The sequence below is a fragment of the Methylosinus sp. LW4 genome (assembly GCF_000379125.1).
GTDB lineage: Bacteria > Pseudomonadota > Alphaproteobacteria > Rhizobiales > Beijerinckiaceae > Methylosinus.
In genome coordinates this window covers 1,391,058-1,416,192 of sequence record NZ_KB900626.1, presented here as the reverse complement: position 1 = coordinate 1,416,192, position 25,135 = coordinate 1,391,058, and the positions used below count along the sequence as shown (strand labels likewise).

General features: G+C 65.4%; 34 protein-coding genes and 2 tRNA genes. 23 read left to right on the top strand and 13 right to left on the bottom strand.

Annotated features, from left to right (window positions below):
* Window positions 1-36 precede the first annotated feature (36 nt).
* The 9 genes from METLW4_RS0107200 to METLW4_RS28270 form a co-directional block, all read right to left on the bottom strand.
* Window positions 37-624 (bottom strand): hypothetical protein, encoded by a 588-nt coding sequence (locus METLW4_RS0107200; protein ID WP_018265529.1) that lies wholly within the window; start codon window positions 622-624, stop codon window positions 37-39.
* Window positions 621-1,136 (bottom strand): hypothetical protein, encoded by a 516-nt coding sequence (locus METLW4_RS0107195; RefSeq protein WP_018265528.1) that lies wholly within the window; start codon window positions 1,134-1,136, stop codon window positions 621-623. Before METLW4_RS0107195 ends, METLW4_RS0107200 begins: the two co-directional genes overlap by 4 nt.
* Complete coding sequence (locus METLW4_RS0107190) at window positions 1,124-1,561, bottom strand: hypothetical protein (protein ID WP_018265527.1); 438 nt, start codon at window positions 1,559-1,561, stop codon at window positions 1,124-1,126. The genes METLW4_RS0107195 and METLW4_RS0107190 overlap by 13 nt, the downstream gene beginning before the upstream one ends.
* Window positions 1,558-1,797, bottom strand: coding sequence for a hypothetical protein (locus METLW4_RS0107185; protein ID WP_018265526.1), 240 nt, complete (start codon window positions 1,795-1,797; stop codon window positions 1,558-1,560). The genes METLW4_RS0107190 and METLW4_RS0107185 overlap by 4 nt, the downstream gene beginning before the upstream one ends.
* Window positions 1,790-2,014, bottom strand: a complete 225-nt coding sequence (locus METLW4_RS0107180) for a hypothetical protein (protein WP_018265525.1) — start codon at window positions 2,012-2,014, stop codon at window positions 1,790-1,792. Before METLW4_RS0107180 ends, METLW4_RS0107185 begins: the two co-directional genes overlap by 8 nt.
* A complete protein-coding gene (locus METLW4_RS0107175) occupies window positions 2,011-2,388 on the bottom strand; it encodes a hypothetical protein (protein WP_018265524.1) in 378 nt (125 codons plus the stop codon). Before METLW4_RS0107175 ends, METLW4_RS0107180 begins: the two co-directional genes overlap by 4 nt.
* Window positions 2,389-2,418: 30 nt before the next feature.
* The gene (locus tag METLW4_RS27695) at window positions 2,419-2,775 is read right to left on the bottom strand and encodes a hypothetical protein (protein WP_157234960.1); all 357 of its coding nucleotides are present in this window, start codon (window positions 2,773-2,775) and stop codon (window positions 2,419-2,421) included.
* A gap of 500 nt (window positions 2,776-3,275) precedes the next feature.
* Window positions 3,276-3,656 (bottom strand): hypothetical protein, encoded by a 381-nt coding sequence (locus METLW4_RS0107165; RefSeq protein ID WP_018265522.1) that lies wholly within the window; start codon window positions 3,654-3,656, stop codon window positions 3,276-3,278.
* The gene (locus tag METLW4_RS28270; protein WP_018265521.1) at window positions 3,653-3,979 is read right to left on the bottom strand and encodes a hypothetical protein; all 327 of its coding nucleotides are present in this window, start codon (window positions 3,977-3,979) and stop codon (window positions 3,653-3,655) included. Before METLW4_RS28270 ends, METLW4_RS0107165 begins: the two co-directional genes overlap by 4 nt.
* An 85-nt stretch (window positions 3,980-4,064) precedes the next feature.
* Between METLW4_RS28270 and METLW4_RS24240 the strand changes: the two genes are divergently transcribed.
* The 19 genes from METLW4_RS24240 to METLW4_RS24200 all read left to right on the top strand — a co-directional run bounded on the left by METLW4_RS24240 (window position 4,065) and on the right by METLW4_RS24200 (window position 16,774).
* Window positions 4,065-4,712 (top strand): S24 family peptidase, encoded by a 648-nt coding sequence (locus tag METLW4_RS24240; protein ID WP_018265520.1) that lies wholly within the window; start codon window positions 4,065-4,067, stop codon window positions 4,710-4,712.
* A gap of 23 nt (window positions 4,713-4,735) precedes the next feature.
* A complete protein-coding gene (locus tag METLW4_RS27690) occupies window positions 4,736-5,179 on the top strand; it encodes a hypothetical protein (RefSeq protein ID WP_018265519.1) in 444 nt (147 codons plus the stop codon).
* A 459-nt stretch (window positions 5,180-5,638) separates the two neighbouring features.
* Entirely contained in the window at window positions 5,639-6,091 is a 453-nt protein-coding gene (locus METLW4_RS0107140) for a hypothetical protein (RefSeq protein ID WP_018265517.1), read from the top strand.
* Window positions 6,088-7,053, top strand: coding sequence for a hypothetical protein (locus METLW4_RS0107135; protein WP_018265516.1), 966 nt, complete (start codon window positions 6,088-6,090; stop codon window positions 7,051-7,053). The genes METLW4_RS0107140 and METLW4_RS0107135 overlap by 4 nt, the downstream gene beginning before the upstream one ends.
* Window positions 7,054-7,068: 15 nt before the next feature.
* Complete coding sequence (locus tag METLW4_RS24230) at window positions 7,069-7,461, top strand: hypothetical protein (RefSeq protein ID WP_018265515.1); 393 nt, start codon at window positions 7,069-7,071, stop codon at window positions 7,459-7,461.
* Window positions 7,458-7,910, top strand: coding sequence for a hypothetical protein (locus tag METLW4_RS0107125; protein WP_018265514.1), 453 nt, complete (start codon window positions 7,458-7,460; stop codon window positions 7,908-7,910). Before METLW4_RS24230 ends, METLW4_RS0107125 begins: the two co-directional genes overlap by 4 nt.
* The gene (locus METLW4_RS0107120) at window positions 7,907-8,143 is read left to right on the top strand and encodes a hypothetical protein (RefSeq protein ID WP_018265513.1); all 237 of its coding nucleotides are present in this window, start codon (window positions 7,907-7,909) and stop codon (window positions 8,141-8,143) included. Before METLW4_RS0107125 ends, METLW4_RS0107120 begins: the two co-directional genes overlap by 4 nt.
* Entirely contained in the window at window positions 8,140-10,338 is a 2,199-nt protein-coding gene (locus tag METLW4_RS0107115) for a ParB/RepB/Spo0J family partition protein (RefSeq protein ID WP_018265512.1), read from the top strand. Before METLW4_RS0107120 ends, METLW4_RS0107115 begins: the two co-directional genes overlap by 4 nt.
* The gene (locus METLW4_RS26365) at window positions 10,335-10,700 is read left to right on the top strand and encodes a LuxR C-terminal-related transcriptional regulator (protein ID WP_018265511.1); all 366 of its coding nucleotides are present in this window, start codon (window positions 10,335-10,337) and stop codon (window positions 10,698-10,700) included. The genes METLW4_RS0107115 and METLW4_RS26365 overlap by 4 nt, the downstream gene beginning before the upstream one ends.
* A 17-nt stretch (window positions 10,701-10,717) precedes the next feature.
* Window positions 10,718-10,972 carry a hypothetical protein gene (locus METLW4_RS27685; RefSeq protein ID WP_018265510.1) on the top strand — a complete coding sequence of 85 codons (255 nt, stop codon included), beginning with the start codon at window positions 10,718-10,720 and terminating at the stop codon, window positions 10,970-10,972.
* Window positions 10,969-12,192: a DUF5131 family protein gene (locus METLW4_RS24215; protein WP_157234958.1), complete on the top strand. Its 1,224-nt coding sequence runs from the start codon at window positions 10,969-10,971 to the stop codon at window positions 12,190-12,192. The genes METLW4_RS27685 and METLW4_RS24215 overlap by 4 nt, the downstream gene beginning before the upstream one ends.
* Complete coding sequence (locus tag METLW4_RS0107095) at window positions 12,189-12,776, top strand: hypothetical protein (RefSeq protein ID WP_018265508.1); 588 nt, start codon at window positions 12,189-12,191, stop codon at window positions 12,774-12,776. The genes METLW4_RS24215 and METLW4_RS0107095 overlap by 4 nt, the downstream gene beginning before the upstream one ends.
* On the top strand, window positions 12,773-13,447 hold the full coding sequence (locus METLW4_RS24210) for a hypothetical protein (protein ID WP_018265507.1): 675 nt from the start codon (window positions 12,773-12,775) through the stop codon (window positions 13,445-13,447). The genes METLW4_RS0107095 and METLW4_RS24210 overlap by 4 nt, the downstream gene beginning before the upstream one ends.
* Window positions 13,444-13,986 (top strand): hypothetical protein, encoded by a 543-nt coding sequence (locus METLW4_RS0107085; protein ID WP_018265506.1) that lies wholly within the window; start codon window positions 13,444-13,446, stop codon window positions 13,984-13,986. The genes METLW4_RS24210 and METLW4_RS0107085 overlap by 4 nt, the downstream gene beginning before the upstream one ends.
* Window positions 13,983-14,285: a hypothetical protein gene (locus METLW4_RS0107080; protein ID WP_018265505.1), complete on the top strand. Its 303-nt coding sequence runs from the start codon at window positions 13,983-13,985 to the stop codon at window positions 14,283-14,285. The genes METLW4_RS0107085 and METLW4_RS0107080 overlap by 4 nt, the downstream gene beginning before the upstream one ends.
* 2 nt (window positions 14,286-14,287) lie before the next feature.
* Window positions 14,288-14,539 (top strand): hypothetical protein, encoded by a 252-nt coding sequence (locus METLW4_RS0107075; protein WP_043331756.1) that lies wholly within the window; start codon window positions 14,288-14,290, stop codon window positions 14,537-14,539.
* Complete coding sequence (locus tag METLW4_RS0107070; protein ID WP_018265503.1) at window positions 14,532-14,882, top strand: hypothetical protein; 351 nt, start codon at window positions 14,532-14,534, stop codon at window positions 14,880-14,882. Before METLW4_RS0107075 ends, METLW4_RS0107070 begins: the two co-directional genes overlap by 8 nt.
* Window positions 14,883-14,886: 4 nt before the next feature.
* Entirely contained in the window at window positions 14,887-15,417 is a 531-nt protein-coding gene (locus tag METLW4_RS0107065) for a hypothetical protein (RefSeq protein WP_018265502.1), read from the top strand.
* A 412-nt stretch (window positions 15,418-15,829) separates the two neighbouring features.
* Window positions 15,830-16,774 carry a tyrosine-type recombinase/integrase gene (locus tag METLW4_RS24200; protein ID WP_018265500.1) on the top strand — a complete coding sequence of 315 codons (945 nt, stop codon included), beginning with the start codon at window positions 15,830-15,832 and terminating at the stop codon, window positions 16,772-16,774.
* Between the two features lie 65 nt (window positions 16,775-16,839).
* Here METLW4_RS24200 and METLW4_RS0107055 read toward each other — a convergent pair.
* Together METLW4_RS0107055 and METLW4_RS0107050 are read right to left on the bottom strand one after the other, a co-directional pair.
* Window positions 16,840-16,916 (bottom strand) — tRNA-Pro (locus tag METLW4_RS0107055).
* Window positions 16,917-17,020: 104 nt separating this feature from the next.
* A complete protein-coding gene (locus METLW4_RS0107050) occupies window positions 17,021-17,536 on the bottom strand; it encodes a dihydrofolate reductase (RefSeq protein WP_018265499.1) in 516 nt (171 codons plus the stop codon).
* Window positions 17,537-17,750: 214 nt separating this feature from the next.
* On the opposite strand from METLW4_RS0107050, the gene METLW4_RS0107045 reads away from it, so the two are divergent.
* From METLW4_RS0107045 to METLW4_RS0107030, 4 genes are all read left to right on the top strand, one after another.
* A complete protein-coding gene (locus tag METLW4_RS0107045) occupies window positions 17,751-18,755 on the top strand; it encodes a Tim44 domain-containing protein (protein WP_018265498.1) in 1,005 nt (334 codons plus the stop codon).
* Between the two features lie 375 nt (window positions 18,756-19,130).
* A complete protein-coding gene (locus METLW4_RS0107040; protein ID WP_043331754.1) occupies window positions 19,131-22,859 on the top strand; it encodes a glycosyltransferase in 3,729 nt (1,242 codons plus the stop codon).
* Window positions 22,860-22,931: 72 nt separating this feature from the next.
* A complete protein-coding gene (locus METLW4_RS0107035) occupies window positions 22,932-23,654 on the top strand; it encodes a hypothetical protein (protein WP_020493724.1) in 723 nt (240 codons plus the stop codon).
* Between the two features lie 163 nt (window positions 23,655-23,817).
* A complete protein-coding gene (locus tag METLW4_RS0107030) occupies window positions 23,818-24,585 on the top strand; it encodes a glycosyltransferase (protein ID WP_018265495.1) in 768 nt (255 codons plus the stop codon).
* Between the two features lie 32 nt (window positions 24,586-24,617).
* Here METLW4_RS0107030 and METLW4_RS0107025 read toward each other — a convergent pair.
* Window positions 24,618-24,694, bottom strand: a tRNA-Arg gene (locus METLW4_RS0107025).
* Between the two features lie 53 nt (window positions 24,695-24,747).
* Complete coding sequence (locus METLW4_RS0107020; RefSeq protein WP_018265494.1) at window positions 24,748-25,134, bottom strand: 4a-hydroxytetrahydrobiopterin dehydratase; 387 nt, start codon at window positions 25,132-25,134, stop codon at window positions 24,748-24,750.
* Between the last annotated feature and the right edge of the window lies 1 nt (window position 25,135).

Sequence of the window (25,135 nt, the reverse complement as noted above, 5' to 3'; positions counted from 1 at the left end):
GAAGATCGGAATCGTCGAACCGCGCCAGCTCGCCCATCACGCCTTACTCCGCCGCTGATCGAGCGCGCTGCGGCCGGGCGGCGGCTCGCCGGGAAGCGTCAGCGCGCGACGGACGAGCGGCGCGGGCGCCGGCGTAGCGACGCGCATAGGGCGAGGCTCGCCCCCCCCTATGGCGCTCGCCGCGGCAGGCGTTTCGCCCTGGCCCGGGCGCGCGAAATCGGCCGGCAAAATCACCACCAGCCCCGCCTGCGTCACGCGCCAATCCGCCGCGATCTCGCGCCTGATCTCATTGGGCCAGACATTGACGCGGCCTAGGGTCAGAATGCGCACGCCGCGCATTTCCGGCGCCTCATAGGAGCCGCGCGCGGCGTCGGGCGCGATGCGCAGCAGATTGCAGCCGGCCCCGGCGATCTGCACGCGAAAGCGCGGCTCGTGGCGCGCGATCCACTCCGCCGCCTCGCGCCGCAGCACGATGCGCGCCGACACGCGCGGGGCGTCCGCGCTCTTGCGCGTGTGACGCCCATTGCGCACGGAAAGCGTCACCGTCACATCCGGCTTGACGAGGCCGGCGGCGACGGGCTTTTCCAGTTCGTCCCAATCGAGATCGTCGAATTCATCCGTCATGGCGCATCCGCCTCCCCGGCGTCGAGCGCCGCGCAGCCGCGCCCGATCGTGCGGCCGCCATCCTCGGGATTGGTGAAGTCGCGCCAATGCACCCAGCCGCCGGGACAATGAAATCCCCATGTCCGCAGCTTCGGCCCGGTGATGAACAGCGTCCAGCAAGGCGCTTCGATCTCTATGCGATGCGCCGCCTTCGCCGAGCGAAAGATCAACGCCCCCGCATCCCGACGCTTGCGCGAATGCACGCCGCCGGCGGCGATCTCATGCTCGAGATAATAGCCGTCGAGAATGAGCGAGCAGCTCGCCCAGGGATGATCATGCAGCGCGCGATCATCATCGGAGCGCAGAAACAAATGCAGATAGAGATTGAGCCAGCGATTGCGCGGGATCACGAACCAGCGCATCAGATAGGGCCGCTCGTCGCCGCCGATGATCATATCCGGCGCGCGGCGCCCGATGCGCGAGCGGAGCAGCGCCGACAGCAGCTCGCGCGCGCCATGTTTCAAACCGAGCATGTCGCGCCCTCCGTCTCCGCCAGCGCATCCAGCACCGCGCCGACGATGTCGGCGGGGCGACCATGGAAGTCGCGAGTCACTGCATTGCGAATGGTTTCGGCGGGACATCCATGCTGCAGCGCTAGCGACAGCACCAGCGCTGCGGCGCGCGCGTCATCCGACGCATCCGTGCTCGCCTTTTTCGCATCGATGAAGATTTCCGCGAGGCCGCCGTCCTCATAGCGCCCGACGCTGATCGCGTAGTCTCTGCCGCGAAAGGCGAGATCATAGAGCTCGAGCCGGCGCTTGTTCGGCAGCACACGCCGGCGCTGCGAGAGCCGCTCGATCTCATCAGCCGCCTCGGCCATGTAAGCGCGCGCCGCTGGAGCATCGCACCAGCCGGAATCGCGCAGCCGAAACACCAGGGGAAGATCGCGCTCGCTCATTGCAGCTCCGCAAAATGCGCCTTGCAGGCGAAGACGACGCGCTCGCCGCGATGCGGCAGGCCGAAGCCGAGCCCCGTCGAAACCTCGCAGCGAAAGCATTTGTGCGCCCGCGCGTCGCGCAGATCGGCGACGCCATAGCGCTGGACGATCTCGCCGCGCGTCTCGCGCGCCGCCGGACCGCGAGCCTTCCGGCTCGCTTGCGCATCCTGTCCGACGTCGCCGAAGAGATCAGCCATCGACGGCCTCGCAATTCACAATGTCGCGATCATCCGTCGAGCCGATCAGCCAAAGCCCTTGGCGCGTGAAGCAGTCGACGCCCTCGCGCCCTTCCTCTCGCTCGATCGCGAAGGCGAGCGGAAATTCAGGGTCCGCGATCTCGCCGAGAAAGCGCGCCTTTCGGCCGCCGCGCTGGCGATAGGGTTTTTGGAGATCGAGCAGGGGTCGCGCGCTCATCGACCGCCCTCGCTCAAATCGAGATAACGCGCCGGCGCCTGGACGCACCGCGTATCGCGCCAACGCTCGGCCAAGCGTCGCGCTTCTTCCTCATTGAGCGTGCCCGGAAAACAGATGACGCCCGCGACGCCGCCCGTCCGCACACGCCAGCCGCGCGGCGGCGCCGGCCATGCGAACAGGCCGCCCCACCATGCGCCCGCCATGGCGATGAGGCTCTCGCCTTCGATCGCGCGCTCGCACAGAGCCGCCACGCCATCGAGCCCGCGCTCGAGCGCACACGCGCAGCGATAGACCGCAGCCCCGGCGCGCAACGACAGTTCGCCGAGCGCCACGGCGATCATTCCGACCACCGCCAGACAAAGTTTCCGCAGCATGGGAATCCCCACGCGAGAGAAGACTGGAAATTACCGACGCGACTCTATCGAAAACTCTTCGTCGAGCGCACGCTGCAGCTCGGCGAGACGCGCACGCTTTTCCGCGATGGCGGCCGCGAGCAGGCTCTCCGGCGCATCGCCGATCACATCGACGAGAAACTCCGCCCCATAGGCGCGGATCAAATGCAGCATGGCGCGAAAATCCGGGGCCGCCGCATGCTCGAGCCATTTGCGCACGCGCGCGACGCTGATCGCGCCATTCGTATGCGCGGAAACGCATTCCGCCGTCTTCACCGGATGCGCCCGCCGCAAATAGAGCGCGACGCGATCGACCGCTTCCCCGTCCAGCGCCGCCGACCTTTCGAAAAATTGCGAAACTTTTCGCAATCCTGCCGAATCCTTTTCCATCGAACTCCCCGATGATGCGTGCATCAGGGGAACAGGAGACGACACGGGCCGCCGCTCGGGGCAGAGCGCCGGCAGATCGGAGAGAGAAAAGGCGAAATCGACGAGGCTCACATCACACCTGGACGAGACGAGAGCGCGCCGCGCCAACGGCGCGCGGGAAGAGAAAGAGCGCGGCCGTCCCTGGGAGCGAGGACGGCCGCGCGAGGTCGCGGCGGCGAAGAGTGAGAGAAACCGCCACGGGGAGGAGAGGGGAGATCGCATGCAGCGCCGGCGAAAGCCGGCGGAAAAGCGCCGAGGTCTCGGCTCGCGGCCGAGCGCGACGCGAAACTTCAGCGCGCCCGGCCGCGCGACGCGCGGCACGCGGACCAAAAGCAAAGGGAAGGCGCGGCCATCCGGCCGGTCCGCCAGCATGATCGCTGACCGAACGGCCGCGCCAGACGCGGCCACAGCCGCGCGGGGGAGAGAAAAGCATGAGACCGTCACGCATCGCCGGCCCCCGCATCCGCATTCAGCGGCGGGAGTTCCAGCACGGCGCGTTCGATCGCGTCGATCGCGGCGGCATAGACAGGACTGCCGCCCACCAAAATCGCTTCGACGATCCGCAACCGCATCTCGATGCGCCCTGCCGCCGCATCCTCGGGCCGCTCGAGCGAAAGAGAAGGCTCGCCGCCCTGATGCGCGATCATGCCGTCGAGCGCGTCGCGAAATTTCGTCATCTCATTCAGCGGCATCGCCTGCCGAAACACGCTCTGCCCCATGCGAGCGCCAGGGCCGAGCCGCGCGATCATCTCGAACTGCGCGCCGCTCTCGGCGGCCTCATCTTTGGACAAAGCCCGAAATTCGATCTCGATCGGCTTCATCGCCGCGCCTCCCCGATATTTCCGACAGCGGACCCGGCCGCGACAGCCGCGCCCTCGCCGCCTCCCTCTCCCGCGCAGCGGGGGAGGGTGAGGGAGGGGGCCGGGCGCGGAACCTTGTCCGGCCAAGCCGCATCTTCCGGCCAATGCTCGGCAAACCATGAAATCGCCAAATTGAACCGGCGCAGAGTGATGTCTTTGCCGCGCCTTATCGCAGCGAGCTTCTTCCCGTCATCGAAGATGCGGGAGCTGACGGCCGTCTCGCTCGTCTTGGTGGCGGCGGTGAAGGCGTCGGCGAGGATGAGCAGGTCGGTAGCGGTGGCCATGACGCCTATATGCGGTTTTTATACCGCGTTCGTCAACGGTTAACTTACCACTCGCCCGAGAAATCCACGGTGGTAAAAAAACCTTATGGACTCCAAAGCCATCCTCGCCCGCATCGTGAGCCGCCTGAAAGCCCTCGATCTTTCAGAGTCGGCGGCGTGCAAGCGCGCCGGAAAGCCGGATGCGATCCGCAATCTGCGCCGCAAGGTCCAAAAGAACGATCCGGGCGGCATCACCACGACGACGCTCGCCGCGCTCGCCCCGGTTCTGGGGACGAGCGTCGCATGGCTCGCCGACGGCGCCGGAACCGAGGAAGTCGACATAGCCCCGCAGGGAATACGCATCCCCGTGCAGGGCTGCGTGGCGGCCGGCCTCGTCGAGATCGAATGGAAGGACGCGGAGACGCCGGAGTTCATCGAGCTTCCGCCCATGGGGAGCATCGCAGCCCTCGAGGTGCGCGGCGATTCGCAATATCCCTATTTCACTCGCGGAGAATTCGTCCTTTTCGATCCGACGACGCTGCTCCCGTCCGAGCTGGTCGGCCAATATGCGATTGTGCAAACGGTCGAAGGCCACATGATGCTGAAGATCCTGGAGGAGGGCGGCCGCCCCGGCCTCTGGACGCTGCGCTCGCACAACGCGCCAGATCAAAAGAACGTCAAGCTTCTCGCCGCATGGCGCTATCTCGGCGCATTGGCCGCCCCTGTCGTCCGGCGACGCGAGGAAATGTCGTAAATATCGACTGTCCTGGAGTTTTCATGAATCGCTTGTCTCGTCTCCTCCTCTGTCTGGCCCTTTCTTCCTCGCCGATCGCCGCCGAGGCGCGCGGCCATGGCGGCCATCACGGAGGCCATCATCACAGCAGCGGCCATCACAGCAGCGGCCACCATGGCGGCGGCCATCATCGATCCTCGCGGAGCCACGTCTCGCATTCGGTCGCGCATAGCTTCGTGCATTCGATCGCGACCGGCGCCGGCGGCCAGATCGGACGCGATATGGTCCGCTCCCATAATTCGGAGCGCAGCGGCGCCCCGATCTCCGCCGGAAACGCCGCCGACCGTCCGCGCAGCCCTGCGCGAATCGCGCCGGCGCGCGCCGCCTGCCCGGCGGATGCGGACAATTGCCGAGCGACCGTGAGCGCAGCGCCGAACGGGCCTTGCGCGAAGGCATGCGGCGATCTTCTCCGCCAAGCGACGCATTAATCCTTCGCGGCGCGTAGCGCCGAACATACGGCGCGTTCGAGGCGGTCCTTCTCCGCCGCCTCGGCGCGCTCTTGCCATTGCATATTCTCGATTTGGTCGAGCCCGCCGGCGCAGAGCGGCTCCATATGATCCACCACCCATCCAGGACAAGCGCCGCGCGGCAGTCCCGTCGCCGGGCAAGGATGCTCCCGTTGAAACGCCGCCCGCATCGAGCGGCTTCGATGCCCGCCGGCCTGCGCTTCCGCATCGGGAAAAATCGCCAAGAGGATCAGGATAAGCCGCAGCATCATTTCGCAAGGGTAGCATATGCTGCGCTTAAATATATTCTGGGTTGTGGATAGTCGGACGAAGCGGCGAGATCGTCGCCAAATTTCGAGGTTTATTTACCGCAAATTCGATTGACATTCGGTTTCTTTACCTTACTCTGTCCCATCGCACTGCTCGCGATGGAGCCCGCCCTTGTCCAGCCCCAAGCCTTCCGCCTCTTCCAAAGACGCCGCCGCGCGCGGCTCCCGCCGCGCCCGCAAGCCCGCGCCGCGCCGCTCCACCGCCCGCGACAAGCTCGCCGAGGCCCGCGCTCTCGCCGAAAGGGCTTTGCACGACGGGGCCGCCGCGGCGCTCAAGGCCGGCTTTGCCGCCGAGCGGATAGAGGAGCTGGAGAAAGCTCTCGCCTCCAAAATTTCCACGATCGATATGCTGCGCCAGCGCCTCGCCGCGACGCAGGAATCCCTGCGCCAGCAAGAGCGCGAGACCGAGCTGCTGCACAGGGTCATCGTCGAGACGGCGATCAGCCATCACGCGTCCGCAGAGACGCTGCGCGCCGCCGAGCGCGCCCGCGCCATCGATCTCGCGATCCGCCCCTCTGTCACGATGGTGGCGATCGGCGACGCCGAAAAGGAGCCGCGCTCATGAGCAAGGGCTCGGAACTCGAAGAGCTGCGCGGCCGCGTCTCGAAGCATTTGCGCGCCTCGCTGCAAACCAATGCCGGCTCGGTCCGCTCGCTCGCTGATCGGCTGGACGAAGAATTCGAGCTGCGCGCAAAATCTAATCTGCACCGGATCGACAAAGCCGTCGCCGACAAGCGCAAAGCCGAGTCCCGCGCCATCATTGCTGAGCGTCGCGCGTCAGCATTGGGGGATTTCATCGACCGCTATGTCGAAAGCGCTTCACCGCTCGATATCATCGAGGCGTGGCAGAAGACCCATCCGCTTCCCCCCGATCTCGCCATTTCCCTCTCCCGCGAAGCGGGGGAGGGTGAGGGAGGGGGCGAGGCCGCCGCGCCGCTCGACGCGCTGACGCTGGAGCAGCTACAGGCCAGCATTGCCGGGCTGGAGGCCGCGCTCGCCGAGCGCACCGCCAATGAGGCGCGGCTCGCGGAAGAGCTGGCCGAGACGCGCGATGGATTGCTCACGCCATGGCTCGTCTTTCTGCGGCCCGCGCTTCAGCCGCCGGACAATGAGGCGCTCACGCCGCGCATGATCTCGGATCGCGTCATCGAGGAGGTGCGCCTCCGCAATGAGGCGCGCAAGGCGCTCGAGCACGCGATCGACAAGGACGCGCAGACGATAGAGGAGCTGCGCGGCTGCCTGTCCAGCGCCGAGCGCAGTCGAGAGTCCGCGCTTTTCGCTGTGGAGCAGAGCAAGCTTACACTCGCCGAGGCCCACGAGGCGCAGCTCGAATCCGAACGCCTCGCGGAACAGCATCGCCGCGAGGCCGAGCGCCAGCGCTCCATCGCCGAATCCTACCGGCTGCATTGCGAGGAGCTGCGCGACGGCGCGGCGGAGATCGCCGTGCATCTCGCCACGCTCATGCGCACGCGCCGCGCGCAGCAGCGTCTCGCCCATGCCGATGCGGCCGCCGATCTCCCGCTCTGATTTTCCGAGGCTGTCATGACCCATCCCTTTGCCACAGACGACGAGCCCATTCTCATCCGCCGCGCCGCCGCCGCTCTGCTGCGCGCGCCCGCCGTCGATCTCGACGACGAGCCGCAGCTGCTGCGCCGCCTGCATGACGATCATTTCCGCCTGCGCGAGATCGTCGATCTTCTCCCCGGTATTCGCGCCATGGCGCGCCACGTCCGCGCCGCCGGCCTCGCCTCATGCGTCGCGTTCGCCGCGATCGACAGCGCCGCCGCCCATGTTGCGCCCGATTACGCCGCCCGCATGGAGGCCGAGCGCTGGCAGGCGACGGGCTTCGCCGTTCTCGTCGGCCTCGCCGCCGCCATCGTCGTCCTCGCAACGGCGCTCGGCGCCGATGCGCTGCGCCGGAGGGCGGGGCGATGAAAGCGACAGCGAGCGAAGAAACCTCACGCGATCTTTTTGCGAAGATCGGCGTGAGAGTAGGTCGGCTTTTTTGGCTGGATGCGCTCGATTACGAGCCCTCCGATGATTTTCGCGATTTCGTCGAGGACGATCTCGAGGACGAGACGGATATTCTCGAAGCTCTCCCCTATCTGCGCGACGCGCATACGCCCTATGTCGCCGAGACAGTGCTCGACTTACTGCGCGAGAAGCGCCAATCCGGCTTCATCGCATTGCTCGAAACACCGTCTATCGTTGAATTTTTCACTGACGATAGCTGTGTGATTTCATGGGCGCGCACTCATCTCAAATGGGTCTTCGCCAGTTCGTTGACCGGCCTCGAGATCGCGGCCACCGCGTTCTCCGTCGAGGTTATGGACTCCGCGAAGCTTCGCCATCTTGCGAAAAAGCCTGCCGCGGAGGCGAAATGACCTCCTCTCCCGACAATTTCACCAAGCCGCCCCACCGCGTCACCCCGCAGGAAAAGCTCCGCCGGCCCATCGCCCGCGGCCGCCAGCGCGACGCCTCGCATGAGAGGCGCCCGGTCCCGCCCATCGTCGCAGAGACCACCTATCGCTGCGACGCGCGCTCCACGCTCACCGCCGCCGGCACAATTCCCGTTTCGCTGCCGCGGCTGAATTTCCTGAGAGGCCCGCGGTCATGAATATCCTCATCGAGAGCCGCGTGCCGCTGCGGCAGATCACCCGCATCTCGCCGCTCAATCCGCGCCAGGGCGAGGATGATGTGGCGGAGATCGCCGCCACCATCGCCGCGCGCGGGCTGATCGAGCCGCTGATCGTGCGGCCGCAGCCGGAGCAGAAGCCAGACGCGGGCGTGACGGTCGCGGTCGATTATGAGGTGCTCGCCGGCGGCCGCCGCTGGCGCGCGCTGCGCAGCCTGGGCGATCTCGACCGCCCCGTCGAGGTGCGCATCCACACCGGGCCGGACGCCGAGGCGCTGGAGCTCGCCACCATAGAGGCGGTGACGCCGCGCCCGCATCATCCAGTCGAGGAGCATGACGCCTTCCGCCGCATGGCGGAGGCGGGCAAGAGCGAGGAGGAGATCGCCGCCATTTTCGGCGCGAGCGTGCTGCAGGTGCGCCAGCGCCTCGCCCTCTCGCGCCTGGCGCATTGCGTCCGCGAAGCCTGGCGCGCCGGCGCATTGACGCGCGAGCAGGCGGAGGCCTTCGCCGCCGGCGATATCGCCGCGCAAGAGGCGCTGCATCAGAAAGAGGGCGAGCAGCTCGTCAATTGGCGCGCCCGCGATATTCGCCGCGCGCTGCGCAGCGAGGCCCTGCCGGAGGACAGCCAGCTCGCCCGCTTTCTGTCCGAGACGCCGGAGCGCGTCGACATGTATCGCGCCGCCGGCGGCCGCATCGTGCAGACCCTGCTCGACCCCGCGCCGGTCTTTCTCGACGCGCGCGCGGCGGTGATCGCCGCCGATCGCCTATTGATGGCGGAGGCCTTGCGCGTGATGGACGCCGAGGGCTGGGGCGCCGCCTTCATCGCCAGCGCCGACGGCTCCGGCGACTCGGACGATTACCCGGACGCCATGGAGCTCGATCTCATCGCCGAAGAGCGCGAGCGGCTGGAGGAGATAGAGACGGCGCTGAAGCCGCAGCTGCTGGGCAAGACGGTTGAGGGCGCGGCCGAGCTGATGGCCGAGGCCGACACGCTGCGCACGCGCGGCCTGCTGCGCACCATCGGCGCGGAGGCGCGATGGGGCCTCGCCGTGCGCGCGGAGATCGACGATCTCGGCCAGCTCGCCATCATCCGCGCCGTCGCGAAAGGCCCCACGCCCGTTGCGCCGCCACGCCCCGAGCCCACGGAGCCGCCGGCCAAGGCCAAGGGCGAGAAGCCCGCCAAGCCGCCTAAGCCGGACAAGGCCGAAAAGCCCGCAGCGCGCGAGCCGCTGCCGCCCGCGCCCAGCAAGGAGGCCGGCGAATATATCACCGAGGCGCTGGAGAATGCGCTGAAGGCGCTAGTGGCGCAAAATGCCAATGTCGCTCTGGCGCTGATCGTCGCCGCGCTCGGCTCGACGCCACACCAGAAGGAGAAGGGCGTCACGATCGCCAACAGCTTCGCGCTGCCGAGCGGCCATCCGCCGCGCGCCGAGCTGCTGCAGGCGATAGAGGGCGAGCGCTTCGAGATCGCGCTAGCGCGCTGCGCCGCCGCGCCGCTTCCCGATTTCACGGTCGCCTTTCAGGAGCTGATCGCCCGCTCGGTTTGGCTGCATGATCCGCCCGAGCCGCTCTTCGGCGCGCTGCTCACCTTCGCCGCGCCGCTCGGCGGCAATATGGCCGCGCGCCTGCGCGATGCGCTGGACTATGAGCGCTACATGCTCGCTCTGCCGCGCGAGGATATCCTCGCCGTCATCCGCGAACTGGAGGGCGAGGCCAGCGCCGCCGAATGCGGCAAATGGCAAAAAAAGACGCTCGCGCCCCGCGCCGCCCGCACCGCGCGCGACAAGGGCTGGCTGCCCGAGCGCCTGCTCGCCCCGCTGCAGGCCATAGGCGCGGAGACCGGCGCGAGCGCCGCCGAGCCGGAAGAGGAGAGCTGGCCGAATAGGGTCCGCCGCATCATCGGCCAGGGCTGGGACATGCCGATCCTCGCGGATTTCCTCGTCGCGACCTTCCGACCCTCGGGCCACATGCTCACCGTGCCGCGCGCGGACTTCCGCTCCGCCTTTCGCGCCTTCGCCAAGCGCGCCGATCCAGGCCTCGCGCTCCCCGACAACGCTCCGCTCGCGGCGGCGCTCGCCGCCATCGGCGTCACCGAGGAGAAAGAGGGCGCATCGAGCCTCGCCGCGCGCAAGCCGGTCTACTACTCCGGCATCGATTGGAAGGAGGGCGCGCAATGACCCATTCCAGCGCCCCGACCCCGACAGAGAGCCGCGTCCTCGCGCTCGCCGCCGAGGGCATGACAGATCGCGAGATCGCCAAGCGGCTCGGCATGAATTTTCGCACTGTGATCTCGCATCGCCATCGCGCGCAATTGCGCATGGGCCTCACGCGCCGGCCCTTGTCGCGCGCCGAGATCGCCGTGCTGAAAGCGGCCCTGCGCACCAATGGCGAGGCGAAAGAGATCGCCGCCGCCCTTGGCCGCTCGCGCCGCACGGTGGAAGCGCATTTCGTCGCCATCCGCGCATGCCTCGGCGTCGACAGCAAAGACCAGGCGCTCGCCCTTTTCGCGCGCCGCAGCGCGGAACATGCGCCACATTGACCGAGAGGATTTGACCTATGAGCCTTTCACAAATTTCCGACGACAAAACGCCGCTCTTTCCCGCCGCCCCATTCCTCGCCGAAGCCGATTGGAACAGCTCCGACGTGCCGGAGGACGGCGCTCTCGTCGAGGTCTATGCCGAAGATCGCCGCGGCTTCTATCTCGTGCCTTTCCCCGTCTGCTTCGTCGCCGACGAATGGCGGAACGCCGCGACAGGGCAGGAGCTGGAGACCTTCATCGCCGGCTGGCGTCCATGGCGGGGGCGCGCGTGACCAAGATCGAATGGGCGCACGCCGGGCTGGGCCGCGGCGCGACATGGAATCCCATTCGCGCGCGCAATCTCGTCAGCGGGCGAGACGAGCGCGGCTGGCATTGCGAGAAGGTCTCGCCGGCCTGCAAGAATTGCTACGCCGAGCGCTGGAACCAGCGCCCCGGCATAGGCGGCACAGGCCTCACCTACAAGCCCGCGCATAGAGGCGACGTTGAGCATTACCTCGACGAAAAGACCTTGCGCGAGCCGCTGCATTGGAAAACCCCACGCGGAATTTTCGTCGGCAGCATGACGGACATGTTCGGCGCATGGGTGAAGGACGATTGGCTCGACAAAATCCTCGCCATCGCCGCCCTCAGCCCGCAGCATATCTTCATCTTCTTGACGAAACGCCCGGAGGGGATGCGGGATTATTTTTCTTCGCTTGATCTTCGCCGGGTAGCGAAGATCATCTACGAGATCGCGCCAGGCGCCCCGATCCATCTTCGCCTTCCGTTGCCGAACGTGTGGCTCGGCGTAACTGTAGAGGATGATCCGCGCGCCAATGAGCGCATCCCGGAACTGCTCGCTACTCCGGCGGCCGTGCGTATTGTGAGCTATGAACCGGCGCTCGGGGCGGTTTTATGGAAGCGATGGCTGCCGACTCGACGTCTCGCCAAGAGGCCAGACGGAACTCCATTTCTTGCGCCGTCCTTCTATATGACCAAATGCGAATATTGCGGATGGGTCGGCTCGAGCGAGCTTTGCGGATCAGACTCTTTTGGCGATGACAGCGATGTCTTTTGCCCTTCGTGTCATCGCAGCATCCGCGGAGATGAACTCCCAGGTCTCGACCAGATCATCTCCGGCGGCGAGACTGGCCCCGATGCGCGGCCGACGCATATCGATTGGGAGCGCCCGCTCCGCGACCAATGCGCCGCCGCCGGCGTCGCCTATTTCCGCAAGCAGATCGGCGAATGGAAAGCCGTCTGCGAAATGTCAGAGGAGGAGATCGACGCCTGCTATCACCCGGCGCCCGAGAGCGCGCCGGATGCGACGCGCCGCGCGAAGGTCCGCTCGATCGTCATGCATCGAGACGGAACCGTCTTCGACAATCCGATCGCGCCCGGCGCTTTCGAGGGCGGCAAAGGCGCGATGACGATGTTCCGCGTCGGCCGCCGCCGCGCCGGCCATCTGCTCGACGGCAAAGAACACCACGAATTCCCGCGAGGCCAGCGATGAATATCGACAACGTCCGCGCGCATTTCGCGCAATCCTATCCCGAGACGCATCTCGAAATTTTGCACGACAGCGGGCTCTATCGGCATATCCGCATTCGCGGCGCCCACTACTACCGCTTCGAGCTCGTCACTTGGCCCGGCTCGCTTCTCATCAATTGCGAGGGCGACATATATTGCTTCAGCCGCACGGCCGATATGTTCGGCTTTTTCCGCGTCGACGGCGAGCGCGGCGAGCCCAATTTCAGCTATTGGGCCGAGAAGCTGTCCGACCCGCGCTCGAAATCCGTTCGCGGCTTCGCCTATGACAAATTCGCGCGCGATATCGAGGAGCGCCTCGCCGAACTTGCCGACCAATCCCGCGCCGAGGAGCTGCGCCGGGAATTGGCCGACGAATGCTATGAGGACGACGAGGAGACATGCCGATCCTTCGCGCACGGCCATAAGGAGCTTCGCGGGCTCGCGATGGAACGAGAATGGAAGGATTGGACGCACCGCTACGCCTATGCGTGCTTCGCGATCCTGCTCGGCATAGCCGAATATAATCGCGCGAAGGAGAAGGCGCCCGTCGCGGAGCCGGCGCAATGAGCGACCTCCCGATTCCCTTCTCCGCACCGATGATCCACGCTCTGCTTGAGAACCGCAAGACGATGACGCGGCGCATCCTGCCACATGTCGACCATCTCGAAAATCTGCCGAGCGAGATGCAGGAGGATTACGAGCTACAAAATCGCCTTTTCGGCGAGGAAGGCCGATGGCTCGTCGCCGAGCGCCCCGTGCACTATGCGGCCGCAAATCGCCTTTGGGTCAAAGAGGCATGGCGTGCCGCTGTCTCGTTCGACGGTTTCAAGCCGAGCGAGATCGTCCCCGGAAATTACGTCCACTACGAGGCGGATCGCCGGCGAGACGACCTCGGCCGGTATCGACACGCGCGCTTCATGCCTCGCTGGGCCTCACGCATCACGCTTATCGTCGAGGGCGTGAAGGTCGAACGTCTGCAGGACATCAGCGAAGCCGACGCGATCGCCGAGGGCTGTTTTAAAGGCCCCGCGACTGGCCGCATTTTCGAAAGCTCCAGCGCCGCGCGCCTCGGCTGCGCCGAATGGGCAAACGCCCGCGATTGGTATGCAGACCTTTGGGAAAGCCTCCACGGCGAAGACGCATGGAGCGCAAATCCCTACGTCGCCGCCATCACCTTCCGCACAGTCAAACAGAATATCGGGACGCTTCCCACAACCACAGCGGGGCAGAGCAAATGAGCAAGGTTTCGAGACGCGCCTTCCTCGGCGCGACCGCAACGGTCGCCGGCGCCGCAGCCCTACCGACGGCCGCCGCCGCGGAGCAGATCGCATCGCTCGCCGGCGTCGCGCCGCTGAAGCCGATCTCCGAATATCCTTTTCGCTGGTGGGTCAGCTTCGATGGCGGCGAGGTTTTCACCGAAGATTTCAAGACGCGGGAGGAAGCCATCGCTTATGCCGAGGCCTCCGGCGGCGGCACGATCGCAGAATGCCAACAGCGTGATTTCGATCTCTACCTAACAGACGACGATATTTTCGAGGCGCTGCACGGACACAATGAAGACGCGATCGGAGAGGGCGAATTTATCGAATGGACGGCGGAGCAGGGCCGTGAGCTGGAACGCGAAGTCAATGCGGTCATCGCTGCATGGGCGGAGCGGCACAAGATCAATAGCACAGCATGGCAGTTTGCCGCCGTGCGCAATTCCGAGAAGATCGAAGGGCTTCCTAAGAGATCGCCTTTCGTGGAAAATTCGCGCGAGCCCGAGCCCCGCGGATGACCCACGCGCCGGCGATCATTCGCGAGCAGCGGCTGGCGGAGCGCATGGTCGGCGATCCGCGCGTCGCCGTCGAGGGCGGCATGCTCGCGCTGCATGCCTGCCTCTATGCGGCGGCGATGCTGCGCAAATGGGGCCGGCTGCCGCAGGACGCGAGCCGCCTCTCGGCGCATTGGAGCGCGCCGCGCCGCACAGTGATGTTCTTCGACGGCCCGCGCTTCGTCGCCGCCTTCCGCATCCCCGATCGCGTGATGGATTTCGATCCGCACCGCCCGGCCCAGCGCCTGGAGAACGATCGATGACAATGCAGCAACGCCTCGACCAGGCGCGCGCCGAGGTGGCGCGGCTCGAGCGCGAGATCGCCGCCGCGCCCTGCGCCGAGGTCGGCCATCGCTGGAAGCACCTGGGCGGCAAGCACGCCGGCTGCGCCGATCCCGACTGCATGTGCAGCGTCCCGGTTTACGAATGCGAGGCCTGCGGAAATTGCGACTACGGCGAGAACGACGAAGCCCGCGAGATCATCGCGCGTTGCGAGGAGAAATCGGCCAATGGGTGAGCAAAAGCGCAGACATGAGAAGCTGCTGCCGCGCGAGCGCGAGGCGCTCGAGCTGACGCGCAAGCTCGCAAATGAGGGCAAGCTGCTCGAAGGAGGCTTCGCCGCCTTTGTTTCGAGCTTCGAGATCGAGATCGAGGACCAGCGCCTCTCCCTTTATCGCGACGCCTATATGGCCGGAGCCGAGCATCTTTGGTCGAGCATCATGGCGACGCTCGATCCCGGAAGCAAGCCGACAGACGCCGATCTTCGACGCGCGGAGGCGATCCAGAAAGAGATCGACATTTGGCGCGACGCCAAAATAGCCGCGCTCGGCGCCGCCATGCCGACAAAAGGGAGCGCGTGAGGTCATGACCCGCCTCGGTCTCTCCCCCGCGCCAGTCCCGCCGGTCTTCTCGCCGGCGGACGCCGAGCGCGCCTATGACGAGTGGGGCTGCAATTGCGGCCCCACGGCGCTCGCCGCGATTTGCGGGCTCACGCTCGACGCAGCGCGCGAGCTGCTGCCCGGCTTCGACGCCAAGCGCTACACCAATCCGAGCATGATGGGCGAGGCGCTGCGCGCCGCCGGCCGCGGCTCGCGCCAGATCGACCCGCTCGAATGCTTTCCGGCCTGGGGCCTGCTGCGCGTGCAATGGGAAGGCCCCTGGACCGCGCCCGGCGTGCCGATCCGGGCGCGCTATCGCTACACCCATTGGGTCGGCGCAGCGCGCCGCGCCAGCGATGGCGAGAAGGGCGTCTTCGACTGCAACCAGCTCGCCAACGGCAGCGGCTGGAGCTCGCTCGAAGATTGGCGCGCCGTAACAGCCCCTTGGCTAATTCTCCAAATCCCGCGCGCTTCCGGCGGCTGGCATATCACCCATGCGATCGAGGTGGAGCGATGACGGCGGACGTCTCCCGAGAAACCCCGCTACGCCTCGCCGAGGCGGTGGAATTGGCCTTTCCCCAGGGCGGCATGACGGTTTCCGGCCTGCGAAGGGAGGCGTCCCGCGGGCGGCTTGTCATAGAGAGGATTGCGGGCAAGGATTTCGTCACCTTGTCGGCAATCGATGAAATGAGGAAATTATGTCGCGTCCCGCGAAAGGAGCCCGTCTCCTCCTACGCCCGGAGCGCCGAGTCGGCGCCCGCGTCCGCCCAGCCGTCTGGGTCATCAAAGACGGAGGAATTGAAAAGAGCACGGGCTGCGGCGCTGGCGAGCGTCGAGGAGCTGAAGAGGCGCTCGCGCGTTACATCGCAGGCAAATACGCGCCAGAACGGCTCAAAAGCCGTGATCCCGCTGCGATCCCCGTCTCGGACGTGCTGACGATCTATAATCAGGACATCGCGCCGAATCACGCCCGCCCGCAGGAGACGGCGCAGAGGATCGCCACGCTTATTGAGTTTTTCAGCGAGAAGACCCTGTCCGAGGTCAATGGCGCGCTCTGCCGATCCTATGTCGCCGAGCGTGGCCATTCGGCGGCCGCCCGCCGCGAGCTGGAGGATCTTCGGGCGGCGATCAATCATCACCGCAAAGAGGGGCTCTGCTCCGAGATTATCGAGGTCGTGCTGCCCGAAAAGCCGCGCCCCCGCGAGCGCTGGCTCACCCGCGACGAGGCGGCGAAATTGCTGTGGACAGCCTGGCGGGCGCGCCAGCCGGAATTCGAGGGCGGCCCGCCGACCCGCCGCGCCATCGCCGAGCATGTCGCTCGCTTCATCCTCGTCGGGCTCTACACGGGGACGCGCGCCGGCGCGATCTGCGGCGCCTCGCTCGATCGCGTCACCGGCCGCGGCTATATCGATTTGGAGGCGGGCGTCTTCTATCGCCGCGCCGCCGGGGCGCGCGAGACCAAGAAGCGCCAGCCTCCAGTGCGGCTTCCGAGCCGGCTGCTCGCGCATTTGCGGCGCTGGGGGCGCTTGGGGAAGCTGGAGTCGGAGGCAGAGCAGGTGGCGTTGACGCTCGGCGAAAAGCCCGCGCCGCGGCGATTCCCGCGCGAAGCCGTGGTCGAGTGGAACGGTCGGCCGGTGGGCCGAATCAATAAGGCCTTCGCCCGGACCGCGACGGATGCGAAGCTGACAGGCGTCTCGCCGCACACGCTCCGCCACACGGCCGCGACATGGCTGATGCAGGGCGGCTGCGACCTTTGGGAGGCCGCCGGCTATCTGGGGATGACGGTCGAGGTGCTGGAGATGAATTACGGCCATCACCACCCGGATCACCAGAGCGGGGCGCTGGAGGCGATCGGCCGCCGAAACGGAAAATGACGCCGTTTCGGGGGCCATTTCAGGGGCCGCACCGCCAAGGCGTCATTCTAACATATTGATTTGTTTGGTCGGAGTGAGAGGATTCGAACCTCCGACCCCCTCGTCCCGAACGAGGTGCGCTACCAGGCTGCGCTACACTCCGATCTGGCGTCCGCGAAGCGGTCGCCGCTGGTCGAGGCGGTTTATAGCTTCAGGTTCTCCGACCTGCAACAGCTGTTTGCGCACTATCTGCAGCCGATCGACCGCTCACCGGCGCTCGAGCCGAATATATTGGAAATCCGCCTCATCCTCGGCCGTTCGCGGGGGCGTCTCGCGCTCCGTTTCGCGCCATTCCGCCGGATCGAGCGTCGGAAACAGCGCGTCGCCGGCGACCGTCAGCGCCACCTCGGTGAGGTGAATCACATCCGCATGGGGCAGAAAGGCGGAGTAGATCTCCGCGCCGCCGGCGACGATGATTTCCGCCGCACTCATGATTTCGGCCAGCTCGGCGGCGAGGCGCAGCGCCTCCTCCGGGCTGCGCGCCGCATGGGCGCCCTCGGGACGAAAGCGCGCGTCGCGCGACAGAGCGACAGTCTCGCGGCCGGGCAGGGCGCGCCCGATCGAATCGAAAGTGCGCCGCCCCATGAGCATAGGCTTGCCCCAGGTGAGCGCGCGAAAGCGCGCGAGATCGCTCTTCAGACGCCAGGGCGTGCGCTCTCCCGCGCCGATGACGCCATTGCGCGCCACGGCGGCGACGAAGACCAGTTTCGGCGTCACGCGCATCGAGCCTCCAGGAGCCGTGTTCGAAGAGCCGCGTTCGGCGGGCCGCGTTCGAAATTCGTTCTAAATGAAAAATTAGAAGAGTTTCTGATTTCATGAGCGCGAAAGCCGATTTCGCCTTCCGGCCGCGCGGCCCTTTGCCGCAAGGTCGAGGCATTCCTATATAGATTGCGCCCGAGTGATTCCTCATCTCTGGGCGAACCGCTCGAGGATAGTCATGTCGACTTGGACATCGCATTCCAAATCTTTGCCGGCGCTCGCGCTCGCTCTGCTCATCGCTCTCGCCCCGGCGCTCGCCGAGGCCAAGATGGGCGGCGGCGCCAGCTCGGGAAGCCGCGGAACTCGGACCTTCGCCGCGCCGCCCGCGACGACGACCGCGCCGCGCCCGGCCGCGCCGATGGAGCGCAGCATCGCGCCGCAGCCTGCTCCTCAGCCGCAGGCGCAGCCTTCGCCCGCCGCGCCGCCGCGTCCGGCCGCCGCTCCCGCGGCCAGCCCGCTCGGCGGTTCCTTCGGCCGTGGATTGCTCGGCGGCCTCGCCGGCGGCCTGCTGGGCGCCGGCCTGTTCGGCCTTCTCTCGGGCAATGGCCTGATGGGCGGGCTCGGCGGCCTCGCCTCCATCATCGGCCTGCTGGTGCAGATCGCGATTATCGTCGTTCTAGCGCGGCTCGCCTTTCAATGGTTCGCCAATCGCCGCTTCGCCGGCGCGATGGGCGGGGCCGGGGGCGGCTCGCGTCCGGGCGCCTTCGCCTTCACCGGCGGCGGGACGGGCTTCGGCGGCGGCGCGCCCCAGCATCCGAAGAGCGAGCCTCTGAATCTGCGTCCAGAGGACTTCAACGCCTTCGAGCGCGTGCTCGCCGACGCCCAATCCGCCTATAGCCAGGAGGATATCGGCCGGCTGCACGATCTCGCGACGCCGGAAATGGTCTCTTATTTCTCCGACGATATTCGCGCCAATGCGCGCGAGGGCGTCATCAACCGCATCTCCGATGTGAAGCTGCTGCAGGGCGACCTCTCCGAGGCCTGGCGCGAAGGCTCGGACGACTATGCGACCGTGGCGATGCGCTTCTCGCTGATCGATCTCTTCATCGATCGCGCGACCGGCAAGATCGTCTCCGGCGACGCCGTCCAGCCGACGCAATCGACCGAAGTGTGGACCTTCCGCCGTCCCGCCGGCGAGGGACCGCAGGCCTGGAAGCTCTCGGCGATCCAGCAGACCGCTTAAAATCGCGCCGCTGCGCGAATGAGAAAAAGAAAAGCGCCCCCTCGAAAGGGGCGCTTTTTTATGGGGCTCGCCTCGAATTTCCACGGGCGAAGCCGTCTATCGAGCCGCACGGCATGCGTGTGGTCTCGAATTGAGACGCGGGCGCAACTCCCCAGACTTGACCAGGACATTGCTTCAATGACAGAACGCTCGCGCGGCGTCGACTCTCTTTCCGAGAGGCGGCTACGCGGCGCCGGCGGACACGCTTTCGACGGAGCCGAGTTTTTCCAAGCCGCTTCCGCGCTGATTTCCTATCGAAATGCTCGCGCCGTGAGAAGGCGGGCGTCACGCTCGCCATTCGACGTCGGGGTAGATGCGCGCTGCCAGGGTCACGCGATGAAGATACTGATTGATCTGCAATGCTGTCAGACCGAGGCGCAATCCCGAGGCATGGGGCGCTATTCTCTCTCTCTCGCGAAAGAAATCGTCAGAATTGGCCGTGAGCATGACTTCATGTTTCTGCTCAATCGGCATTATCTGGACAAGTCGGCGGATTTGATCTCGGAAATCGCGAAGATCGACGATCTCGGCAATGTGATTCTGCACGACTATCCCAGCGTGCAGTATGATTGGCGCGAACGGCAGAGGCGCGAGCAGGTCGCCAATGTGCTGCGCAATGATCGCATCGAGACGGTCAGTCCCGACGTCTATCACATTTCGAGCGTCTTCGAAGGCGAGAGCGTCTATGGCGCGGCGGCGGCTTTCATCGATTTTCCCAAGCCGCCGATCATCCGATCCGCCACGCTCTATGATTTCATTCCGCTCCTCTATCCAGACAAATATCTCACAGACTGGCAGGTCGCCCTCTGGTACAAGCGCACATCGAGCCTGGTCCCGCAGCTCGATGTCGGATTGGCCATATCGGATGCGACGAAGAAGGACGCCGAGCGGCTCTTTCACCTGAAGCCGGAGCGTGTCGTCAATATTTTCGGCAGCGTCGCGGATCACTTCCGCATCCTCTCCGCCTCCGAGGCGCATCGCGGGGCCATTTGGCGCCGCTTCGCCCCCGGGCAGAAATTCATCCTCTATGTGGGCGGGCCGGACTTCCGCAAGAATCTCGATGGGACTCTCGAGGCTTTCGCCATCGCCAACAAGGAGCTGGCGGATAAATACAAGCTCCTGATCGTTTATGACATCAAAAACGCCGAAGCGCTCGCTCTGCGCGAGAAGGCGGCGCGCCTCGGCGTGGCGCCGCTCGTCGTGACGACGGGCTTCGTGTCGGATGACGAGCTCGTCGAGCTCTACAACGCCGCTTCGCTCTTCGTTTTCCCCCCTCTCTATGAGGGGCTCGGTCTTCCGGTGATCGAGGCGATGCGCTGCGGCGCGCCCGTGCTCGTCGGCGACAATTCCAGCCTGACGGAGATCGTCGACGATCCGGCCTATCGCTTCGATGCGGAGAAGCCGGCGGATATGGCGAAATCAATGGTGCGCGCGCTCACCAAGGAGGGCGAGCTGCAGCGCATGCGCGCCTATTCTCGCGAGCGCGCCGCGCTCTTCACCTGGGAGAAGAGCGCCCGTCGCGCCCTCGACGCCTGGGAGGAGACCTTCGCCGCACGCAGCGGACGCAAAGCGCCGAGTGTGGCGGGGCGGGCTCCCCGCATCGCGATGTTCACGCCGCTTCCTTTAGCGAAAACGGGGGTCGCCGATTACAGCGCCGAGTTTCTACCCGCGCTCTCTAAATTCGCGTCCTTCGAGATTTTCGTCGACGATGTGGCCGAGGTCGAGACCAATTTCGACGACATGCCGATCTGGCACCATTCGCAATTTCCATTCAAAGCGCATCTCTACGACGCGATCGTCTATCAGCTCGGCAATTCGCCGTTTCACCACTATATGCTGCCTTATATCGAGAGCTTTCCTGGCGTCGTCGTCATTCACGACGCCTATCTCGGCTATTTGTCCTATGACCCCGGCAATCCCGACGCCTTCATCCGTCGCATGATCCAGGAGCATGGAGGTCCGGCGCGCGCCATCGTGCTCGCCGGCGAGGGCGGCGACCGCACGGCGCGCTCGCTCGTTGACGCTCTGCCCTGCAGCGCCACGGCGACGCATCGCAGCCTCGGAGTCATCGTTCACTCGCGCTTCGCGCATGATGTGCTGGTCGCCGCCTCGCGCCGCGCCGCCGCGCCCAAAATCGTCGTTCTGCCGCAATATCGCGCCGGGGCGGCGCGCGAAAGCGCGCCGAGCAGAGCCGAGGCGCGGGAGGCGCTCGCGATCCCGCCGGAGGCGCTGGTCATTATCTCGCTCGGCCACGTCGCTCATACGAAAGGCGTGCTCGAACTGATCGAAGGGTTCAAGCGGTCGATAGCGGGCCGATCTGGCGACGCACGGTTGCTTCTCGTCGGCGAGCTCGAAGGCGGCGTGAATCACGACTCGCCATATGCGCGCGAGGTATTGCGCGCCATCGGCGGGCGGTCCGACATCCAAATCACCGGCTATGTCGAGAAGGAGATCTACGATCTCTACATTGTAGCCGCCGATATCGGCGTTCAATTGCGGACGATGACCCGCGGCGAGACTTCGGGAGCGATCCTCAATCTGCTCATGAATGGCGCGCCTTTCATATATAATCGCATGGGGCCGTCTGCGGAGCTGCCTGCGCAGGTGGCTGTCGCGCTCGACACTTACCAGCCAGAATCCGTCGTCGAGGCGCTCGATGCGCTCGCGGGCGGTCCTGCGCTGCGGCAGGCTTACGGCAAAGCGGCGCTCCGTTACTGCGAGGAAGTGCTGAATCCTGAAAAGATCGCCGAAAAATTCGTACGATCCGTTGTCGCGATGACCGAGCACGCCGAGACCTGCGGTCCGAAGAAGGTCAGCAAGACGATCGCTCGTCTCTTGCGGGACGCGCCGATCACGCAGGAGTTCGTTCAGGAGATCGCGCGTTCTTATGTTCGGCAAGAGCGCTCCGAGCTCGCGCCGAGGCTGCTGATCGATGTGACCCATATCAGGGAGGGCGATCTCAAGACCGGCGTTCAGCGAGTCGTGCGTGAAATCACGCGCGCCGCCTACACCTGGGACGATGCGCGTCTTCGGCCGCAGGCCTTCGCTTATACCGAGGCCGGCCTGATCTACGCCGACGACTATGCGCAGAGCTGCGGCGCTCGCGCCCCGGTCGAAGTAGAGGATGTGCGGTTCGGCGTCTTGGATCTTCGTCCTTTCGATAAAATTTTGATGGCCGACGGGACTTGGCATCTCGCCGACTGGATGCGTGAGCCGATCGATCGTCTCGATCAGATCGGCGGCGCGGCGTTCGGACTCGTTCACGACATCTTGCCGCTGCAACATCCCGATCTGTTTCTCGACCATGTAAAAATTTCGGTCACGAACTGGCTGACGCTGCTGCTCGAGAAAGGCGCCGGGCTGATCTGCACATCGCAGAGCGGAGCCGATGGTCTCATCGAGTGGGTCGAAGGCAGCGGGATCACGCCACGGCCGGGGTTGCGCATCGGCTACGCGCGGCTCGGCGCCGATTTCGCGTCGAAGGCGCAAGCGTCGGCTCCGGTCAAAGCGGTCACCGCCGATCTCGCCGATCGCGAGAATTTGTTCTTGATGGTCGGCACGATCGAGCCGCGCAAGGGGCACGATTATGTTCTCGACGCTTTCGAGCGGCTATGGGCGTCGGGCGTCGATGCGACGCTGGTCTTCGTCGGAAAGGCCGGCTGGAGCGTCGACGAGCTGCTGCGACGCTTCGACAGCCATGACGAGAAGGGAAAGCGCTTCTTCTACCTCGGCTTCATGCCAGAGGCCGACGTCGCGCGGCTCTATCAGAGCGCGACGGCGACCATTGTCGCCTCGATCGCGGAAGGTTTCGGCCTGCCGATATACGAGGCGGCGCATTTCGGTTCGCCGCTCCTGCTCAGCGACCTTCCGGTCTTCGCCGAGCTCGGCGGCGAGCATGCGCGCTATTTTTCGGCCGGCTCGGCCTCGCACCTCGCGGCCGCCGTGCGCGAGCAACTCGCGAGCGGGCCTATACCCTCGAAAGGAATCGCTATGCCGTCGTGGAACGATTGCGCGCGCCGCATTTTCGAGTTCTTGGATGGCGAGCACACCTATCGGCAGTTCTGATCGCGCCCACGCGCAATCTTGACTGTCTCTGGCAAATTCGTTTTTCATTCGCCGAGAGCTACGGAGAGCGGCATGACATTGATCGAATGGCTGGGGCGGATGATTGCCGTTCGTACTTTTCGCGATAGGGAAGTCGCCGCGCATAGTCTTCGTTTCGGCGGCAGTCTCGCCGGCGTCGTCGACGAGGTGAGCGCCAAGCGTGTCCGTGGCTGGATCTATGACGCCAAGCGGAATGAGCCGGTCGTGCTCGAAATTCTGCTCGACGGCGAGGTGGTTCAGAGGACCAAGGCAAATCTGTATCGGGACGATATCGCCGAGCGGGTCGGCGGCAATGGGCTTCATGGTTTCGACTGCGAGGTGGCCGCCTTTGCGACGCCGAGCGCGAAAATGCGTTCGGTGCAGGTGCGGGTGGCGGATCGGCCGCAATATCAGCTGGGGACTTTCGACCTCGAGCCGAACAGATCGCCTTTGGAAATGCCATCGCCGGACGTCCCGCAGGCGCTGCATGATCGGCTCCAGCATATATTCAGCCATATCACCGCGGCGCATGAACACTCGCTGCGCCGTTTCGACGCGATTCAGGCGTCCTTCGACCGGCTGCAGTCGACGCCACGCGTCGCCTCGACGAGTGGGGGCGGCGGCGAGAGCGACGGCGCCTCCTTGCTCTATCAATACCCGCGCAGCGCGATTTCGGGCGTCGGCCAATTCCGTCTGCCGCTCACCGACGACATCGAAACCACGCTGTTCCAAGCTCGGCTCGAGGTGGATTTGATGAAGGAGCGGCATTTTTCGTGAGGTCTTTCGCTGCATCGCAGCAAGCTGCCGGCTCCTTTATGAAGTCTCATCGCCGAGAGGGTTCTCTTCTCAGCGCGTTTGCGCCGTGATATTCAGGCGCCAATAGATGCAGCCGCTCCAGTGGCGAGCGTTCCTCCCCAAGTGGACGAAGGACATTCGGTAGATGGTCAGAACCGCAGTCAATTTGGGAGAAATCGATGTCTGCTTGATTGTCTTCAATGAGGAGCTTTTCCTGGAAAAGTGCTTGTTGAGGCTCGCGCCGTATTTTCAGCGAATTCATGTTCTCGACATGGGGTCGACCGATCGTACGATCGACATCGTTCGCGATATCTATGGCGACAGGGCGCAGGTCCTCGTTCAGCCCAGGAGCGATTTATTCGACAACGGCTTCGCCCATGCGCGCAACCGGGTGACGGAGGCCACGACCCGTCCTTGGGTGCTCCATATCGACGCGGATGAGCTTCTCGCTCCGCTCGACGCCGATGTGATCTCATTCGAATCGGCGCCGGAAGCCGCCACCGCCGCCAAGATTCTTCGTCACAATCTGATCGGCGACGTTCCGGCCGATTACGAGCCGGAGACATTGCGCGGCATGGCCAAGAGCACGACCGAGCACCAAGTGCGCCTGTTTAAGAAGCAGCCCGACGTTCGGTGGGAGAGCTTTCTGCACGAAGAAATTTGGATCGGCGATCGTCGCGCCCATGAAATCGTGGGCGAGGCCAATCTGGTCATCGATCATTTGTCCGCATTCCGGCCTCACGCCGACCGTGATGAAAAAGAGCTTTTTTACGCGTGGATACTCATGCGCGTTCACGACAATCCCGAGCTGCAGCGCCATATGCGCGAATTTTATACGCAGGAATACATTCCTCACAACCTCGAACGCTTTCGCGCGATGGCGAAGACTTTCGCAGAAAAAAAGGGCCTTTGAGCTTTTGCTTCCCCGCGAGGGGGAGACGCGCATGGCGTCCCGGAAGGGATTCGAACCCCTGACCTACGGTTTAGGAAACCGTTGCTCTATCCTGCTGAGCTACCGGGACTTCGCCTCGATATCTACAAGAGCGCGGGGCGTTTGAAAAGGCGGGGGCGGCGCTCACATGCGGCCGGCGGGCAGTCCTTGCCGGCGCGAGAAGATGCGGTCGATCTTCGTCGCCATGATGACGTCGTTCTCGTGCAGGCCGCCGATCTTCTTCGTCTGCAGCGAGATCGTCGCATAGCCCCAGCCGAAGGCGATGTCCGGGTGGTGGCCTTCGGCCTCGGCCAATTCGCCGATCTGGCGCACGAATTCGGCCGCCTCGCGGAAATTGCCGAAGCGAAAGCCGCGCTCGATGCGGCGCGCCTCGTCCATCAGCGTCCAGTCCGGCGCTGCGGCGAGCAGCGCCTCGGCCTCGGCGCGCCCGAGCGGCGGAACGCCGCCGCGGCAGGGCGTGCAGCTCTTTTCTGCGAGGGACGTCTTTTCTGCGAGGGTCGGCATTTTCATC

Excerpts from the sequence above, each read along its gene's own strand:
- METLW4_RS0107200 (WP_018265529.1), bottom strand. The coding sequence starts at position 624 with ATGACGGATGAATTCGACGATCTCGATTGGGACGAACTGGAAAAGCCC.
- METLW4_RS0107195 (WP_018265528.1), bottom strand. The coding sequence starts at position 1,136 with ATGCTCGGTTTGAAACATGGCGCGCGCGAGCTGCTGTCGGCGCTGCTC.
- METLW4_RS0107190 (WP_018265527.1), bottom strand. The coding sequence starts at position 1,561 with ATGAGCGAGCGCGATCTTCCCCTGGTGTTTCGGCTGCGCGATTCCGGC.
- METLW4_RS0107185 (WP_018265526.1), bottom strand. The coding sequence starts at position 1,797 with ATGGCTGATCTCTTCGGCGACGTCGGACAGGATGCGCAAGCGAGCCGG.
- METLW4_RS0107180 (WP_018265525.1), bottom strand. The coding sequence starts at position 2,014 with ATGAGCGCGCGACCCCTGCTCGATCTCCAAAAACCCTATCGCCAGCGC.
- METLW4_RS0107175 (WP_018265524.1), bottom strand. The coding sequence starts at position 2,388 with ATGCTGCGGAAACTTTGTCTGGCGGTGGTCGGAATGATCGCCGTGGCG.
- METLW4_RS0107165 (WP_018265522.1), bottom strand. The coding sequence starts at position 3,656 with ATGAAGCCGATCGAGATCGAATTTCGGGCTTTGTCCAAAGATGAGGCC.
- METLW4_RS28270 (WP_018265521.1), bottom strand. The coding sequence starts at position 3,979 with ATGGCCACCGCTACCGACCTGCTCATCCTCGCCGACGCCTTCACCGCC.
- METLW4_RS24240 (WP_018265520.1), top strand. The coding sequence starts at position 4,065 with ATGGACTCCAAAGCCATCCTCGCCCGCATCGTGAGCCGCCTGAAAGCC.
- METLW4_RS27690 (WP_018265519.1), top strand. The coding sequence starts at position 4,736 with ATGAATCGCTTGTCTCGTCTCCTCCTCTGTCTGGCCCTTTCTTCCTCG.
- METLW4_RS0107135 (WP_018265516.1), top strand. The coding sequence starts at position 6,088 with ATGAGCAAGGGCTCGGAACTCGAAGAGCTGCGCGGCCGCGTCTCGAAG.
- METLW4_RS24230 (WP_018265515.1), top strand. The coding sequence starts at position 7,069 with ATGACCCATCCCTTTGCCACAGACGACGAGCCCATTCTCATCCGCCGC.
- METLW4_RS0107125 (WP_018265514.1), top strand. The coding sequence starts at position 7,458 with ATGAAAGCGACAGCGAGCGAAGAAACCTCACGCGATCTTTTTGCGAAG.
- METLW4_RS0107120 (WP_018265513.1), top strand. The coding sequence starts at position 7,907 with ATGACCTCCTCTCCCGACAATTTCACCAAGCCGCCCCACCGCGTCACC.
- METLW4_RS0107115 (WP_018265512.1), top strand. The coding sequence starts at position 8,140 with ATGAATATCCTCATCGAGAGCCGCGTGCCGCTGCGGCAGATCACCCGC.
- METLW4_RS26365 (WP_018265511.1), top strand. The coding sequence starts at position 10,335 with ATGACCCATTCCAGCGCCCCGACCCCGACAGAGAGCCGCGTCCTCGCG.
- METLW4_RS27685 (WP_018265510.1), top strand. The coding sequence starts at position 10,718 with ATGAGCCTTTCACAAATTTCCGACGACAAAACGCCGCTCTTTCCCGCC.
- METLW4_RS0107095 (WP_018265508.1), top strand. The coding sequence starts at position 12,189 with ATGAATATCGACAACGTCCGCGCGCATTTCGCGCAATCCTATCCCGAG.
- METLW4_RS24210 (WP_018265507.1), top strand. The coding sequence starts at position 12,773 with ATGAGCGACCTCCCGATTCCCTTCTCCGCACCGATGATCCACGCTCTG.
- METLW4_RS0107085 (WP_018265506.1), top strand. The coding sequence starts at position 13,444 with ATGAGCAAGGTTTCGAGACGCGCCTTCCTCGGCGCGACCGCAACGGTC.
- METLW4_RS0107080 (WP_018265505.1), top strand. The coding sequence starts at position 13,983 with ATGACCCACGCGCCGGCGATCATTCGCGAGCAGCGGCTGGCGGAGCGC.
- METLW4_RS0107075 (WP_043331756.1), top strand. The coding sequence starts at position 14,288 with ATGCAGCAACGCCTCGACCAGGCGCGCGCCGAGGTGGCGCGGCTCGAG.
- METLW4_RS0107070 (WP_018265503.1), top strand. The coding sequence starts at position 14,532 with ATGGGTGAGCAAAAGCGCAGACATGAGAAGCTGCTGCCGCGCGAGCGC.
- METLW4_RS0107065 (WP_018265502.1), top strand. The coding sequence starts at position 14,887 with ATGACCCGCCTCGGTCTCTCCCCCGCGCCAGTCCCGCCGGTCTTCTCG.
- METLW4_RS0107050 (WP_018265499.1), bottom strand. The coding sequence starts at position 17,536 with ATGCGCGTGACGCCGAAACTGGTCTTCGTCGCCGCCGTGGCGCGCAAT.
- METLW4_RS0107045 (WP_018265498.1), top strand. The coding sequence starts at position 17,751 with ATGTCGACTTGGACATCGCATTCCAAATCTTTGCCGGCGCTCGCGCTC.
- METLW4_RS0107040 (WP_043331754.1), top strand. The coding sequence starts at position 19,131 with ATGAAGATACTGATTGATCTGCAATGCTGTCAGACCGAGGCGCAATCC.
- METLW4_RS0107035 (WP_020493724.1), top strand. The coding sequence starts at position 22,932 with ATGACATTGATCGAATGGCTGGGGCGGATGATTGCCGTTCGTACTTTT.
- METLW4_RS0107030 (WP_018265495.1), top strand. The coding sequence starts at position 23,818 with ATGGTCAGAACCGCAGTCAATTTGGGAGAAATCGATGTCTGCTTGATT.
- METLW4_RS0107020 (WP_018265494.1), bottom strand. The coding sequence starts at position 25,134 with ATGAAAATGCCGACCCTCGCAGAAAAGACGTCCCTCGCAGAAAAGAGC.